At 72.4% G+C, this 14,877-nt stretch carries 11 protein-coding genes and 1 pseudogene; 4 read left to right on the top strand and 8 right to left on the bottom strand.

The window, feature by feature from the left end; genetic code table 11:
* Positions 1–16 precede the first annotated feature (16 nt).
* Both BLW57_RS03765 and BLW57_RS03770 read right to left on the bottom strand, forming a co-directional pair.
* A complete protein-coding gene (locus tag BLW57_RS03765) occupies positions 17–2,203 on the bottom strand; it encodes an MMPL family transporter (protein ID WP_093472127.1) in 2,187 nt (728 codons plus the stop codon).
* A gap of 242 nt (positions 2,204–2,445) precedes the next feature.
* A complete protein-coding gene (locus BLW57_RS03770; RefSeq protein ID WP_093472128.1) occupies positions 2,446–2,859 on the bottom strand; it encodes a 5-carboxymethyl-2-hydroxymuconate Delta-isomerase in 414 nt (137 codons plus the stop codon).
* A 132-nt stretch (positions 2,860–2,991) separates the two neighbouring features.
* Here BLW57_RS03770 and BLW57_RS03775 point away from each other — a divergent pair, with 132 nt between their 5' ends.
* On the top strand, positions 2,992–3,945 hold the full coding sequence (locus BLW57_RS03775; RefSeq protein WP_093472130.1) for a MerR family transcriptional regulator: 954 nt from the start codon (positions 2,992–2,994) through the stop codon (positions 3,943–3,945).
* A gap of 77 nt (positions 3,946–4,022) precedes the next feature.
* Here the strand turns inward: BLW57_RS03775 and BLW57_RS03780 are convergent, their stop codons facing one another.
* The gene (locus tag BLW57_RS03780) at positions 4,023–4,652 is read right to left on the bottom strand and encodes a histidine phosphatase family protein (protein WP_093472131.1); all 630 of its coding nucleotides are present in this window, start codon (positions 4,650–4,652) and stop codon (positions 4,023–4,025) included.
* Positions 4,653–4,761: 109 nt separating this feature from the next.
* A pseudogene (locus BLW57_RS03785) lies at positions 4,762–5,219 on the bottom strand (GNAT family N-acetyltransferase).
* Between the two features lie 185 nt (positions 5,220–5,404).
* On the opposite strand from BLW57_RS03785, the gene BLW57_RS03790 reads away from it, so the two are divergent.
* Positions 5,405–7,153 (top strand): MOSC and FAD-binding oxidoreductase domain-containing protein, encoded by a 1,749-nt coding sequence (locus BLW57_RS03790; protein ID WP_093472133.1) that lies wholly within the window; start codon positions 5,405–5,407, stop codon positions 7,151–7,153.
* A gap of 141 nt (positions 7,154–7,294) precedes the next feature.
* Positions 7,295–8,269: an amidohydrolase family protein gene (locus BLW57_RS03795; RefSeq protein WP_093472134.1), complete on the top strand. Its 975-nt coding sequence runs from the start codon at positions 7,295–7,297 to the stop codon at positions 8,267–8,269.
* 21 nt (positions 8,270–8,290) lie between these two features.
* On the opposite strand, the gene BLW57_RS03800 is transcribed toward BLW57_RS03795, so the two are convergent.
* Both BLW57_RS03800 and BLW57_RS41230 read right to left on the bottom strand, forming a co-directional pair.
* On the bottom strand, positions 8,291–9,052 hold the full coding sequence (locus BLW57_RS03800) for a bestrophin-like domain (protein WP_093472135.1): 762 nt from the start codon (positions 9,050–9,052) through the stop codon (positions 8,291–8,293).
* Positions 9,053–9,153: 101 nt separating this feature from the next.
* A complete protein-coding gene (locus BLW57_RS41230) occupies positions 9,154–9,297 on the bottom strand; it encodes a hypothetical protein (RefSeq protein ID WP_176985445.1) in 144 nt (47 codons plus the stop codon).
* Positions 9,298–10,657: 1,360 nt separating this feature from the next.
* On the opposite strand from BLW57_RS41230, the gene BLW57_RS03805 reads away from it, so the two are divergent.
* Positions 10,658–11,332 carry a hypothetical protein gene (locus BLW57_RS03805; RefSeq protein ID WP_093472137.1) on the top strand — a complete coding sequence of 225 codons (675 nt, stop codon included), beginning with the start codon at positions 10,658–10,660 and terminating at the stop codon, positions 11,330–11,332.
* A gap of 26 nt (positions 11,333–11,358) precedes the next feature.
* Here BLW57_RS03805 and BLW57_RS03810 read toward each other — a convergent pair whose 3' ends face one another.
* Positions 11,359–12,393 (bottom strand): AraC-like ligand-binding domain-containing protein, encoded by a 1,035-nt coding sequence (locus BLW57_RS03810; protein ID WP_093472138.1) that lies wholly within the window; start codon positions 12,391–12,393, stop codon positions 11,359–11,361.
* A gap of 191 nt (positions 12,394–12,584) precedes the next feature.
* On the bottom strand, positions 12,585–14,870 hold the full coding sequence (locus BLW57_RS03815) for an ATP-binding protein (RefSeq protein WP_093480503.1): 2,286 nt from the start codon (positions 14,868–14,870) through the stop codon (positions 12,585–12,587).
* Positions 14,871–14,877: the final 7 nt, after the last annotated feature.

Raw genomic sequence — 14,877 nt, forward strand, 5'->3', positions numbered from 1 at the left:
CCTGGCGCCCTTCCCGTCAGCCGCGGCGGCCGGCCGGATCGTGGGTGACCGAGTCCCGGCCGGCACCGCCGGAGGCGTCTGACGGTCCGGTGCCCGCACCGGACGCCGTCGGCTTCGCCTGGTCCCCGTGGCCCGGCCACCACGCCGCATGCCCGATCAGCGCGGTGAGGCTCGGGGTGAAGAACATCGCCATGACGAACGCGGCGACGGCGATGCCGAAGGAGACGGCGAAACCCATCTCCGTGAGCAGGGCGTTGCCGGCGAGCATCATCGTGGCGAAGGTCGCCGCCAGGATGAATCCGGCCGCGGCCACGGTCGGCCCCGCGTGCCGCAGTGCCATGCCGGCCGCCTCGCGCGGCTCGCGGCCCTCGCGGGCCTCCTCCCGGAGCCGGGCGATCATGAGGATGTTGTAGTCGGTGCCGATGGCGACCACGAAGAGGTACATGATCACCGGCAGCATGAACATCAGGCCCGAGTGGCCCTGCCCCTCCTGGAAGATCCACACGGTGGCGCCGAGAGTCGCGCCGAAGCCGAGGCCCACCGAGGCGATCAGATACCAGGGGGCGACGACACTGCGCAGCAGCAGGCCGAGGATGACCATGATCAGCAGGGCGGCGACGGGGAAGACCGTCCGGTAGTCGTGGTTCACCGCGCTGTCGATGTCCTTGAAGATCGAGGACATGCCGCCGACGAGGGCCTCGGTGCCGTCGGGTGCGGCCGAGTGGGCGACGTCGCGGACCTGGCCCACGGCGTCGATCGCCTTGTCCGTCGACGCCTCGTACTTGAGGGTCACGGTGAAGTCCGCTGTCGTACCCGCCTTGTTGACCTGCGCCATACGGGCGTTCGCGACCCCCTCCACCGCGCCGAGCTTCTGCGCGTAGGCGCCGAAGGCGGCCTTGTCCAGCGGCTTGCCGTCGGTGCTGGACAGATAGACGTCGGTGGGTGCCGCGGCGCCCGCCGAGTACGCCTGCTGCATCTCGTCCTGGACGACCATGGACTCCTTGGTCTTCGGCATCGAGCCCGACGCCAGGTCGAACGTGGCGTTGAAGCCCAGCGTGCCGAGCGACAGGACGACCAGGACGAGCCCGGACAGCACGGCCGTCAGCCCGGGACGGCGCTGCACACCCCGTCCGAGGGCGGCGAACCGGGCGTTCTCCGGCTCCTTCTGCCAGGACTTGGAGGGCCAGAACACCTTCGGGCCGATGAGGGAGACCACGGCCGGGATGAGGGTGAGGCCCGCGATCAGCGTGGCGCCCACGGCGATGGCGAGCGCGGGGCCCATCTGCTTGAGGAAGCCCAGCGTCGACAGCACCAGCGCGAGGAAGGCGATGATGACCGCTCCGGCGGCCGAGGCGATGGCCTCGCCGACCCGGTCGACCGCGTTCACCATGGCCTGCTTGGGTTCGTCACCGGCGCGCAGACGTTCGCGGTACCGGAACATCAGGAAGAGGAAGTAGTCCGTGCCCACGCCGAACAGCACGACGATCAGGATCGACGAGATCGAACTGTTGGCCTGGAGATCGAACAGCTTGGTGGCGTACGCGATCAGCCCGTTGGCGATCGCGGACACCAGACCGATCAGGAGCAGGGGCAGCACGGCGAGGATCGGCGCCCGGAAGATGATCAGCAGCGTCACCAGGATGATCACGAAGGTGCCGATGCCGATCAGGGCCTGGCCCCGCTTGGACGAGTCCTCCTGGTCGAGGGCCTGCGCGGCGGAGCCGCCCAGCTTGACGTCGAGATGCGTGCCCTTGGCCAGGTCCTTGACGTCCTTGCGCAACTCCTTCGCGGCGTCCACCTGTTCGGGCTGGCCGGCGTTCTTGCTGTCCATCTGGACCAGGGTCATGGCGTACTTGCCGTCCTTGGACGGCTGGCCGGGGACGACCTTCTGCACCTGGTCGATGTGCTTGCCGCCCAGTTCGGAGGTGATCCGGGCGACGTCCTTCTGATCGGCGGCGGTCAGTCGGCCGCCGTCGGTGCGCTGGTACAGCGCGATCGCGGACGGAGTGAAGGCGCTGGGGAACGCCTTCTCCTGGAGCTCCGCCGCTTTGATGGACTCGTAACTCTTGGGCAGGAAACTGCTCTCGTCACTGTTCGAGGGCAGACTCGGAGCGGTGGCGACGATCGCCACCGCGGCAATCAGCCATGCAACGATCGTCCAGACGGGATGTCGGACGACGACGTTGCCTACTCGTCGGAACATGCGGAAGGTCCTCCTGGGCAGGAAGATCACCGCAACCCGGGGAGCGGTCCCTGGTATCGGCGACCCCGACCGGCTGCCTGGAACGGGCCGGTCGAATGGTTGTCTTGGTCTCACATCGTAGTGACCACGCCCCAACCCCGCCGAGGCGGCCGCGTCTTGGCGTGTCCCCGGCCGTCCGCGCACCTCAAGGCCCCGGCCGCGCAACCCCGGCAGAGGACGTCACGCGTTCGTCCGGGTTCGGTTCAGACGGGTGCGGGCGCGCCCGGCCGGCACAGCGCGGCGGTGTCGCCGCCGCTCCTCGCGGGTACGGCGCCGAGCCGGTAGGAGCCGGACAGGTCCCGCACCTCCACCGAGAACACCGCGCCGACCGCGCCGTCCCCCGGCAGGTGCTCGGCGAGCAGCGCCAGGATGCGCTCGGACAGACGCGCCTTCCGCGCCTCGGGCCGGCCGGGCATGGGGCCCACCTCGACGTGCACGAAGACCGTCTCCCGGCCCGTGCGGTCGCCGACGTACGTCTCCACCGGGCGGAACAGCGTCTTGCACACGCCGGTCGAGCCGGACTCCTCGACCACGAGCGGGTGCAGTTCCCGCGCCAGGGTTCCCGGGTCGAGGACTCCTGCCAACCGGGACGAGTAGGCGATGGCGAGGTGCGGCATGGGGGACCCTTCCCGGATCTAGTTTCTCAGGGCAACGATTTTCCCCTACCCCGCGACGGGGCCGAACCCCGGCCCCCGCCGCTTGACCTTGCCCTTGAGGGCAGGGTCTACCGTGCGAGTGAGGTGAACGGAATGAGAATCAGCGAGCTCGCACACGAGGCCGGCGTGACGACCAAGGCGGTTCGGTACTACGAATCGCTGGGCCTGGTCAGACCGGCGCGCCTGCCCAACGGATACCGCGACTACACCGGGGACGACGTACGGCTCGTTCGGGAGATCAGGGCGCTGCTCCGGCTCGGCATCCCGGTCGAGCGCACCCGGCCGTTCCTGGAGTGCCTGGCGGCAGGGAGGGCGCACATCGACGACTGCCCCGCCTCACTGGCGACCTATCGCGAGGCCATCGACGAGCTCACCGGGCGCATCGAAGCCCTGACCGCCCGCCGGTCGGCGCTGATCGCCCACCTCGACGCCGCCGCGCGCCGGGGCAGCACCGTCGTACCCACCGGCACCGGGGCCGCGCACGACACGCACCTGTCCCTGCCCGCGGACCTGCCCGCTCCCGAGGACGACGGAGCCGCCGACCACCTGCCCGGCACGAAGGCACCCGCCCTCGTCCTGGCCGACACGGCAGGCCGCAGCGTTCGGCTGGACGAGCTGGGCCCCCGGCGCACGGTGATCTATGTCTACCCGCTCACCGGCCGGCCCGGGGTCGATCTGCCGGAGGGCTGGAACTCCATCCCCGGGGCTCGCGGCTGCACCACGGAGGCCTGCGACTTCCGCGACCACTTCCAGGACCTGCTCGAAGCCGGCGCCGGCCGGGTGTACGGGCTGTCGAGCCAGGACACCGGCTACCAGAACGAGGTCGTGGACCGGCTGCGGCTGCCCTTCGGCATGCTGTCCGACCCGGACTTCGCCCTGGCCGGCGCTCTCGGCCTGCCCACCTTCGACGCGTCCGGCACAAGGCTGTACAGACGCCTGACCCTGATCCTGCGGGGCGACAGGGTCGAGCACGTCTTCTATCCGGTCTTCCCCCCGGACGAGCACGCCGGGCAGGTCCTGGACTGGCTGCGCGCGAATCCGCTGTAGGGCCGGACCGCGTACGGCCGACCGGGTCCGCGGGGGTGTCCGGCCGGCCGTGGCCCCACGCCGTGCGGCCGGGGGCGTCAGGCACGAAGTTCCGGGGGGAAACCGGTCCAACGGAGCTCGGGGGTCAGGTGGGACATGTCGTTGGAGAAGAGGAGCGCGGCGGGGCGGTCCGGGCTGTAGCGGATGACGGTCAGGGAGGCGTTGCCGTGGTTGAGGCCCATCCAGCGCCAGGGCGGTGCGTCCAGGGCGTCCCGGACGAGCCAGGCGATGAGGAAGTTGTGCGTGACGACCAGCTCGTGCCGGGGTTCGTCGCCGTCGACCGGACCCGTGAAGCGGGCCAGGGCCCGCCGGGCGAGGTCGGGCCGGCGCTCCTCGGCGGGGAACGGCGCCAGCCGGTCGAGCATGGAGTCGGCGAACTCGGCAGGCAGCTCGTCCCGTTCGGGGAGGTGGGGGAGGTAGTCACCGGCGAGTTCCGAGGACTGCACCGGAAGCCCGTCGAGTTGACCGGCGACCAGGCGCGCGGTCTGCTCGGCGCGGGGCAGGGGGCCGTGGTGAACGGCCGAGAGCGGGGTGTCGCGCAGCCGAGCGCCGAGGAGTTCGGCCTGGCGGCGGCCGGCGTCCGTCAGTTCGCTCCCGTCCTCCGACGCCTCGCCGTGTCGCGCGAGGTAGAGGTAGCGAGGAGCTGTTCCGGTCGTGGTTCCGGTCATGCGGGTCCCCCAGGGCCTTCGGCGTCGACGTGGACGATCTTGTGCATGATCGGAGGGACGCCGCCCGTGCCGGCCCGGTTCCCCGCGGGACCGGTGGACCGCCGGCCGGTCAGCTGTCGTGGGCGGCCACCGGCAGCGGCGGGCGCACCATGAACACGTCCACCGGATCCTCGGAGTCCACGGTGAACCCGTGCCGCTCGTACAGCCGCCGGGCGGGGCTTCCCCGGAGCACGTTCAGCCGGACCGGGTGTCACGGTCGCACCGGGACAGCAGCCGGCGCAGCACGGCCGCACCGATCCCACCGCCCTGCAAGAGCGGGTCCAGGTAGAAGTGCTCCAGCCAGAGGCCGTCCGCGCCGGGCCGCAGGGACACGCAGCCGGCGAACCCGCCGCCCGCCTCGATGACCCAGGTGTGCGCGGGCACGAACCCGTCACGCAGCCGCTGCCGTACCCGCCGCTCGTCGTAGCGCCCGAGCCGCTCCAGGTCGGCCCGCAGCACCACGGCCCGCAACTCGGCCACCGCCTCGACGTCCGCCGCCACCGCCGCCCGTATCTCCCACTCCGCCATGATCGGCAGGTTGGCGGGGGTGGCGACACAGGGACGGAGATCCACCACTGAAGCCTTGTTCAACAGTTAGAGGTGTCGGCGGGACACAAAAATCGCGGGCCCCGCCCACCCAGAACTAGGATCGGGGACGGCGCACGACGCACCGCTCCGTGAGGGGGCTCCCCGGCTCATTCAGGAGAATCGCCATGGCGACGCTGCTGTCCCTCAATGTGGGAATGCCCAAGGACGTCCCCTGGCAGGGGAGGACGGTACACACCGGCATCTGGAAGACCCCCGTCCAGGGGCCCCGCACGGTCCGGCGTCTGAACATCGACGGTGACGGCCAGGGTGACCTGGCGGGGCACGGCGGCGAGATGCGTGCCGTCCTCGTCTACCAGGCGCAGTCCTACGACCACTGGAGGCGCCACCTGGGCCGGGACGACCTGGACTTCGGTGTCTTCGGGGAGAACTTCACCGTCGACGGGCTGCCGGACGACGAAGTGTGCATCGGCGACCGGTACCGCATCGGCGATGCCGAGTTCGAGGTCAGCCAGCCCCGGGTCACCTGCTACCGCGTCGGCATGCGTCTGGGCGAACCCGCCATGCCCTCGCTCCTGGTCGCCCACCACCGACCCGGTTTCTACCTGCGCGTCATCACCGAGGGCCAGGTCCGGGCCGGCGACGAGATCACCCTCACCCGCAGGGGGCCCGAACACCTCAGCGTCGCCGACGTGGACGCCCTGCTCTACCTCCCGGGCCGCGACCCCGAGTTGCTGCGCAGGGCATTGAACATCCCCGCTCTCAGCCCCGGTTGGCAGCAGTCATTCCGTGAACTCTCCGCCCCCCGGGAACCGGATCGGCCCTCGGAGGGCGCCGGCGCGCAGCCGGCCGCGCGGGGATGGCCGGGTTTCAGGGCGATGCGCGTCGCCCGCATCGTCGCCGAGACCTCCACCGTCTCGTCGCTCTACCTCGACTCCACCGACGGGACGCCCCTGCCCGCGGCCCGTCCGGGCCAGTACCTCTCCCTGCGTCTGCCCGTCGGCGCCGCACCCTCCGTGCGCAGCTACTCCCTGTCGTGCGCGCCCGTCGACGGCGTCTACCGCATCAGCGTCAAGCACGAGCCCCACGGACAGGTCAGCCACTACCTGCACACCCGGCTCCACCCTGGAGACAGGGTGGACGTGGCGAGCCCCCGCGGGACCTTCGTACTCGAGGACGGCACGGACCCGGTCGTGCTCGCCTCGGCGGGAATCGGCGCCACGCCCGTACTGGCCATGCTCCACCAGCTCGCCGCCACCCGGGACCCACGCCCCCTGTGGTGGATCCACGTCGCCCACGACCGTGCCGGCCATGTCTTCGCCGACGAGGCCCACGCCCTTCTCGCTCAGCTGCCCCACGCCGAGGAGCACATCTACTACACCGCGGCCGGGGACACCGTCCCCGAGGCCGGCCGGCCTCCCGTCACCCCGGGCCGCCCGAGTGCCGCGTCACTGGCGGCCATGGGCATCACCGCCGACGCCGACGCCTATCTCTGCGGGCCGACCGCCTTCATGGACGACTTCGGCGCACTCCTTCGCGACCTCGGCCTGCGCCCCGAACGGATCCGCACCGAGCAGTTCAGCGCCCTGTCCGCCATCAACCCGGGCATCACGCCCGCGGAGGTGATCCGGCCGCACCAGCCACCCGGCCCGCCCGGTTCCGGCCCGCTGATCACCTTCGCCCGCAGTGGCATCACCACGGCCTGGTCACCGGCTCACGCCTCCCTGCTCGACCTCGCCGAGGCCTGTGACATCCCCACGCGCTGGTCCTGCCGCACCGGGGTCTGCCACACCTGTGTCACCCCTCTCGTCGCCGGTGACATCACCTACACCACCCAGCCCCTCGAACCGCCCGAGCCCGGCACCGTCCTCGTCTGCTGCAGCGAGCCCACGACCGAAGTCGTCCTCGACCTCTGAGGACCGTCGATGCGACCGACCGCCGGCCCCGTCGCCCACCGCCCTGTGCCGCCGCTCCCCCGGGCACAGGTGACCGATCCCTCATGCGTCCCTCCGTGAAAAGGGTGGACCCGCCGTCCGCCACGGCCGATCGTGGGCGGCATGAACGATCACCGTGAGGTCCCCGCCCGCCCGTCCGGCGCCGCCGCGTCGAGCGACATCACCGGCGCGCGCGACGAGGCCGGTGAAGTCCGCCGATTCTGGGGCCGGCTCGGTCTTCCCGGGCTGGTCGACGTCCACACGCACTTCATGCCCGAGCGGGTCCTGCGCGAGGTGTGGGACTACTTCGACACGCAGGGGCCGCTGACCGGTGGACTCGCATGGCCGATCGGCTACCGGAAGGAGGAGGCCGAACGCACCCTGCTCCTGCGGGAGTTCGGGGTCCGGGCCTTCACCTCGATGCTCTACCCGCACAAACCCGGCATGGCCCCGTGGCTGAACGGCTGGGCGGCCGGGTTCGCCCGCCGCACCCCCGACTGCCTGCACACCGCCACCCTCCACCCCGAGCCGGGCGTCGAGACGTACGTGCGGGAAGCCGTCGAGGCGGGCGCCCGTGTGTTCAAGGCACATGTGCAGGTCGGTGCCTACGACCCGGCGGACGAACTCCTGGAAGGGGCCTGGGGGTTGCTGGCCGAGGCGCGGATCCCCGTCGTGATCCACTGCGGCTCGGGGCCCGCGCCCGGCAAGCACACCGGGCCCGAACCGATCGCGCGGGTGCTGGCACGTCACCCGCGGCTACGGCTGATCGTCGCGCACATGGGCATGCCCGAGTACGAGGACTTCCTCGGCCTCGCCGAACGGTACGACCAGGTACGGCTGGACACCACCATGGCCTTCACCGACTTCGCCGAGCGGCTGGCGCCGTTCCCGCCCCGTGCCCTGCCCCGGCTCGCCGCCCTCGGTGACCGCATCCTGCTCGGCTCCGACTTCCCCAACATTCCCTATCCGTACCTGCACCAGTTGCGGGCGCTGGAGCGGCTGGACCTGGGGCGGGAGTGGCTGCGGGCGGTGTGCCACGACAACGCGGCGAGGCTGTTCGGGCTGCCGGGGGACGAGGGGAACGGCGCCACCGGGTGACGCCGGGCGGGCCGCCCCGGGTCAGACGGCCGTCGTCAGCAGTTCGCTGAGCGGCTGCGCGGAGTCGGTGCCCGAGTGGCCGAAGGGCGCGTCGAAGCTCCAGACGAGGAAGAGCAGGAAGACCACCAGGGCGCTGAAGGCGGTGGCCAGCATCAGTTCGCGGGTCGAGCGGCGGATCTGCAGGGTGTAGAGAAGGCCGAGGGTGATGACGGCGCCGGCGACGAGACCGAACCACACGGCGCCGGGCAGGGTGGTGCCGGCGCTGTCCAGGCGCTGGTGGCGGGCGTCGTCCGCGGCGGCGACCTGGTCCAGCAGGGGCTGGTAGGCCTGGGCCTGGAGTTCGTCGGACGGGGTGTGGTGGGCGATGTCGCTGCGGATGCGGCGCAGCAGGGCGGCGCCGGTGCCGTCGACGGGCGCGTCCTTCTCCATCGCGGGCCATTCGGTGCCGACGGCGTGCCTGGCGTAGTCGTTGATGTGCTGTTGCACCTGGGTGTGGAAGGCGGCCGGATACACGTCCAGGCGCTGGTCGATCTCGTACAGCGCCTGGGCCTCGCGCTGGACGGTGTCCTCGGCCGCGCCGCGGGCCTCCCAGACGCCGGCGATGGCCAGGCCGAGCACGATGGCGTAGACCACGCCGACCATCATGACCATGTACTCCAGCACGTCCGGGGTCTCTGAGGTGTCCTCGTCCACGGCGACGCGGCGGTGGCGCAGCACGATCGCCGCGACGACGAGGACACAGACCAGGATCGAGACCAGGGTGTAGACGAGCCACTCGGGCACAGCACAACTCCAGGGGGCGGACGAACAGGGGACGGGGTGGACGGGGCAGGTGTGGCCGGCCCGGCGGCCACGCGGAGGCCACGGCCGGTCGTGGCGCGGGGTCAGCCGCGGGTGCGGCGGCGGGAGGGCCGTAGCGCCGCCGCGGCCAGGATGGCCGGTGTGGTGACCACGACGGTGGTCATGGTCGTCGGCGTGCCGGTGAACGCCGACCGGCGCGGGCCGCCCGTGTAGTGGGCGCGCGGCACCCATCGGAAGGCGGGGGGTGCCTTCGGCGGGGCGGAGGCGGCCGCGCGGACCGGAGTCGCCGCGGGAGCCGGTGCGGACTCGACCCGAGCCGGCGGGTCCGCTTCCCGAGGGACGGACGGGGCCACTGCCGGAGACTGGGCGGGCGGGGCCGGCCGCGGGGTCCCGGAGGGCGGCGGCGGCACCTCCCGGGGTGTCTGCCGAGGTGGTTCGGACACCGGAGCCCGGGCGGCGGGCGCGGGCGCGCACGGTGAGGGGGACTGCCGGGTAGACGCCGGTGCCGGCCGCGGGGGTCCGGACGCCCGGGCTCCGTGGCCCATGTCGATCCACACATCAGGGGCGCAGACGACCATGTGCGCTCCCGACGGCGGGTGGTCGATCGTGATGGTGGTGTCACCGTGCTGGGACAGTGGCCACAGAGCGGCGGCCGCTCCGAGCCCGACGCTGATCCAACCACCCACCGGCAGCTCCTTGCCTCGAGGACGTGCCTGGCGACACGCCTTCCGACACGTCCGGTTGTCCACCGGGACGCGGGGGTCGCCGCTCCGAGGCGGCGTCACCGGAAGTAACGATCATGGCCGGTTCCGGACACGGACAGCGACATCCGAACAAGGGGTCGGCCGGCCCGCTCGACGAAAGGGCCGGTCGGCGCGGCACGTCTCCGTGATCCGGCCCGCGTCGGACCGTTGACGCCGGGGGTCCCGCACCACGATAGTTACCAGCCAGTAAGTATCGCTCTCGCCGCCGCGACGGGCCTACCGTCCACCGTCACCCGAGGACGTCCCGCGGGAAGCCGGCGGCCCGAACCCCGGGGGCTCGCCGACCATGACCGACCATGCCCGCGCGGCACAGGAACTCCTGCGCGACGGCAGCCACTTCACGTGGTAGGAACGTGCTGTTCGCCGGCCTCGCGCTGTGGGGCATGGACTGGTTCAACGAGACAGTCAATGCCCTCGTGCGACCGCCTGTGTGGCGGTCGCACTTTGGCTGCACCGGGTGGGGGTACTGCCCTGGGACTGGAGTTGGTGGCGGGCAGGCGCCCTACCTCATCCTCCTCCTCGGCTACGCCCCCTTCTTCGTGGTGAGTTTCGCCGTGCACGACATGGCGCGGGTGCGGACGAAAGTCGTCACGGTGGGCGCCTGTTCGTCTTCGGTTCTCTGGGCTGGATCTGACCGGTCAGGTGTGCCCCCGACGCGGCATGGAACTCATCAATTCCGGGGGGAAGATGTCGACCAAGTGGAAACAGGTGGACCGACCCGTATCATCCATGTGTCGGGCCGGACCCGCAGTACCCCACTTCTGGTCCCCGCTTGCCACGACCACCCACCGGGGAGCCCGTCAGGGTTACGGATGGAGGACAGATGTCTGAGAACACCACCCCCGTCACCGAGTTGACTTCGCACTACGTCAATCAGGTGGCCGGCGACCTCGAACAGAACGTCAAGGAACAGGAACGCCTCGCGGCGGAGATCGGCTCCCTGCAGCAGCAGTTGGCGACGCTGCAGCAGGACCACACCATTCTGGTGAGCATGCAGCAGGCACTCGGCGCGGTGGCCTCGGTCACCACGGCCACGGAGCCCGGCGGCCCCGTGGTGCCCGCACCACGGAAGAAGTCCTCCGCCGAGCCCGTCAAGCGCCGGGTGGGGAAGGCGTCGTCGACCGCCGAGCAGGCCGGGACGACGAGGAAGGCCTCCGCCAAGAAGGCGGCGCCCAAGCCCGCGGCCAGGTCGACGGCCAAGCCCGCGAGGAAGACGGCCGCCAAGACGGCTCAGCCCACCCTCGTCGAGCTCGTCCGCGCACATCTCGCCGACCAGAGCGAGCCCCGCTCGGCGGCGGAGGTCACCGAGGCTCTCGGCCGGGCACACCCGGACCGCGAGATCCAGACCAAGGTCGTCCGCACCACCCTGGAGAACCTGGTGGCGAGGACCGGTGCACAGCGCACCAAGCAAGGGTCCTCCGTCTTCTACACCATTTCCGGTACCCAGGAGCCGACGACGGGAGACGAGGAGCCGGCGGAGTCGGCCGTCGCCGGGTAGGTCCGTCGAGCGGGCCGGCAGTCGGGTCAGGCCGCGCGGGGGCGGCCCGCCTCGGTCGGGCGAGGCGGACGGGCGGCGGTCGGTGCCGTCCCGTCGTATCCCGTGTCGGGCAGGGCCCCGGCCGTGCGCAGCCTGCGCCACTCCCGGGGCGAGTGGCCGTACGCCCCACGGAACACCCTGCTGAAGTGGGCGGGATTGACGAATCCCCAGCGCTGGGCGATCGCCGACACGGCGGGCGCGGCGCTGCCGCCTCGCGCGAGTTCCCGCGCGCACTCCTGGAGCCTGCGGCGCTGGATGAGACGGGCGACGGTGATCCCCTCGTCCTCGAACAGCCGGTGCAGGTAGCGGACCGAGATGTGGTGTGCCCCGGCGACGGTCTCGGGGGCCAGGTCCGGGTTCCCCAGGTGCCGGTCTATGTGGTCGCGGATGCGCAGCACGAGCTGTTCGCGCGCGGTGTCGGCGATCCCGACCCGGCTGCGTTCCGCCACCAGCGTGGCGAACAGGTCCACCGCGCTCGACGCGAGCCGCCCGGCGACGGCCGGCGGGTAGGAGTGCGCCTCGCCGACGAGCGTCGCGAGGAACGGCGTGAGGATCGCCCCGAGCCCGGCCGTGGCGGTGATCGGTGTCGCCGTGATGTCGCGCAGGTGCTCGTCGGGCACGTCCAGCGCGCGGCGGGGCAGTTGGACGACTCGGCCGGCGAACCGCTCGGGGAAGTCCAGGGTGTACGGACGCGCGGTGTCGTACACCACCATGTCGCCCGGGCCGGCCGTGACATGGCGGCCGTCCTGCAGAAGGGTCACCCTGCCCGCTGTCTGGACATGGACGGCGACGCAGGAGTCCGAGCCGCCTATGTGTGCGGGGGTGCGGCTGATGCGCTGGGCGTCGGACTCCACGGCGGCCACCCGCAGCCGGCCCAGCCGGCCGCCGGTGATCCGTCCGTGGAGCGGGCCCGCGCCGCGGGGTACGACGGACACCGGGACCAGGGCTCTGCCGACCGCGTCCCGCCAGTAGGCGAGTTTCTCGTGGTCGGGGACGGTGTCCGTCGACAGCACCAGGTCCACACGGGTCTCCTCTCCGTCACCACGAGCCAACCAGGCGGGCCGCACGGATCACCAGGCACCTTCGAGGCAGAAACCGCGGGCACCGGCGGGTCGGGGAGAGTGCGCGGAGGGAACAGCGGCGTGCGTCCGGCGGTACGTGCCCTCGCGGGCGCAGGACCTGTCGTGGTGTCACCGGGCACCGCCCACGGTGGTCATCGGTCCGTGTCCATGCGGTCGAGGTGGGCGCGCACCCGGGCGACGCGCGAGGGGTCCGCGCCGGGGCCGAGGGAGACACAGCGATCGAAGGCCTCACGTGCCTCCTCCGGGCGTCCGGCGGCGAGCAGCGTCTCGCCGAGCACGGTGAGGTAGCGGCTCTCCAGGGCGGTGTTGCCCTGGGCCCGGCACAGTTCCACGGAGGTCCGCAGATGGCGGACCGCTTCCTCCCAGCGGCCCAGGCGGGCGTGGATGCGGCCGAGGCCGACGAGCCCGCTGCCCCGGGTGAACGCGGCGATGTGCGGGTCGACACGGTCGCCGGCCTCCTCCAGCCGGTCCAGGGTCTCCCGGTAGGCGACGAGGGCCTCCTCGTTGCGCTCGGCGCTCTGGAGGTCGTAGGCACGCTGGAGCAGCGCCTGAAGCAGGCCGTGCACATCACCCGCGGCGCGGAACAGCGGGATGGCCCGCTCGTTGCGGTCGGCGGAGGAGACGGAGTCGCCCAGGAGGCGATGGGCCCAGCCGGCGTACTGGTGCGCCCACGCCTCCTGGACCGGATCACCGGCGAGCCGTGCGGCGGCCAGGGCCCGTGCGGAGTAGGGCAGGCTGTCGCGGGGCCGGCCCTCGCACAACAGCGTGGCCCAGGCTTGGTAGTTGAGGTGGGTCGCTTCGAGCAGCGGGTCGCCGAGCGCCTCGGCGGAGCGGGCGGAGGTGCCGAAGACCTCGGGCCAGTGGCCCCAGAAGATCCACTGGTCGGAGAACCAGTGCAGGGACTCCGCCACCTCGACGACGGTGGCGTGCTCCCCGTCCGCGGCGGCCGCGCGCAGGGCCGCGAGCCAGTTCATGCCCTCCGCCTGGAGCCACTCGCGGGCCTTCCCGGCACTGGACAGGTCCACCGTGCCGCGCCAGGACGCCGGTGGCGCGCCGTGCCCGGGTTCGTACCAGCGGCCCGCGACGACCGCCGTCTCCAGCAGCCAGTGGAACATCGACCGGCGCGCCCGCTCGGCGTCCTCGGGGCCGTCCTCGGCGGCGAGCCGGTCGCGTGCGTAGAGGGCGAGCAGGTCGTGCAGCCGGTAGCGGTCGCCGGCGGTGCCGAGCAGTCCGGCCTCGACGAGTTCCTCCAGGGTGTCCTCGGTGTCGTACAGGTCCTGACCGGTGAGCCGGGCGGCGCAGGCGGCGCCGGTGTCCGGGCCGGGGACCAGGCTGAGGCGCCGGAACAGCCGAGCGGCCGTGGGGGTGAGCTGGCGGTACGACAGGTCGAAGGCGCCGGCCACCCGCAGGTCTCCGGCGGTCAGCGCGTCGAGTCGCCGTTCCTCCAGGGCCAGCCGGTCCGCGAGCCGGCGCAGGCTCCAGCCGGTGCGGGTGGCCAGCCAGTTGCCGGCCACCCTGAGGGCTAGCGGCAGGTGCCCGCAGAGCCGGGCGACCTCCGCGAGGGCCGCCGGATCGGCCGCCGCGCGGTCCTCGCCGACGAGGGAGGAGAGGAAGGCGGCCGACTCCGCGGTGCCGAGGCCGCCGAGGGGCAGGCGGTGCACGCTGTCGAGGCCGGTCAGCATGCGCCGGCTGGCCACCAGCACCAGCGCGCGTCCGGTGCCCGGCAGCAACGGTCGTACCTGGGCCTCGTCGCGGGCGTTGTCCAGGACCAGCAGGCACCTGCGGTCGGCGAGCACCTGCCGGTACAGGGCGGGGTGGGCCGGTGCGCCGGCCTTGGCGAGGTCCCGGTCGGGCACGCCCAGCGCCTTGAGCACACCGACCATCAGTTCGGCCGGGGCGGGCGGGGTGTCGTCCGTGCCGCGCAGGTCCACCACGAGCTGCCCGTCCGGGAAGCGGTCGGCGAGCCGGCGAGCCGCGCGCAGGGCGAGGCTGGTCTTGCCCGTGCCCGGTGCGCCGGAGACGGCGACCACGACGGGCTGGCGCGCGGTGGCGTCGTCCTCGCCGGTGAGGTCGCCGGGTGATCCGGCGAGTTCCGTCAGCCGCAGCAGTTCGCCGTCGCGGCCGACGAAGTCGTCCGTGCCGCGCGGGAAGGAGCGCACACCGAAGGGGTGGTATCCGGGGGTGCGGCCGGTACGGGCGGCGGCGAGCAGGCGTTCCCGGTCGGTGTCGTGGAGTCCGAGGCCGTCGGCGAGGGCGGCCACGGTGCGGCGCTGCGGGGCCGCGCGGCGTCCGCGCTCCAGGTCGCCGATGCCCCGCACGCTGACCCCGGACGCCTCGGCCAGCCCTTCGATGGTCAGCGAGTTGGCAAGCCGGAGTTCTCGCAGCAGCGCCCCGAACGACGCGTCGTGTGCGGACACGGCCCAC

Origin of the sequence: Streptomyces sp. 1222.5 (assembly GCF_900105245.1) — a bacterium.
Lineage (GTDB): Bacteria > Actinomycetota > Actinomycetes > Streptomycetales > Streptomycetaceae > Streptomyces > Streptomyces albidocamelliae.

Coding starts and splice junctions, on each gene's coding strand:
- BLW57_RS03795 (WP_093472134.1), top strand. CDS start 7,295: ATGAACGATCACCGTGAGGTCCCCGCCCGCCCGTCCGGCGCCGCCGCG.
- BLW57_RS03775 (WP_093472130.1), top strand. CDS start 2,992: ATGAGAATCAGCGAGCTCGCACACGAGGCCGGCGTGACGACCAAGGCG.
- BLW57_RS03780 (WP_093472131.1), bottom strand. CDS start 4,652: ATGACCGGAACCACGACCGGAACAGCTCCTCGCTACCTCTACCTCGCG.
- BLW57_RS03765 (WP_093472127.1), bottom strand. CDS start 2,203: ATGTTCCGACGAGTAGGCAACGTCGTCGTCCGACATCCCGTCTGGACG.
- BLW57_RS03805 (WP_093472137.1), top strand. CDS start 10,658: ATGTCTGAGAACACCACCCCCGTCACCGAGTTGACTTCGCACTACGTC.
- BLW57_RS03770 (WP_093472128.1), bottom strand. CDS start 2,859: ATGCCGCACCTCGCCATCGCCTACTCGTCCCGGTTGGCAGGAGTCCTC.
- BLW57_RS03790 (WP_093472133.1), top strand. CDS start 5,405: ATGGCGACGCTGCTGTCCCTCAATGTGGGAATGCCCAAGGACGTCCCC.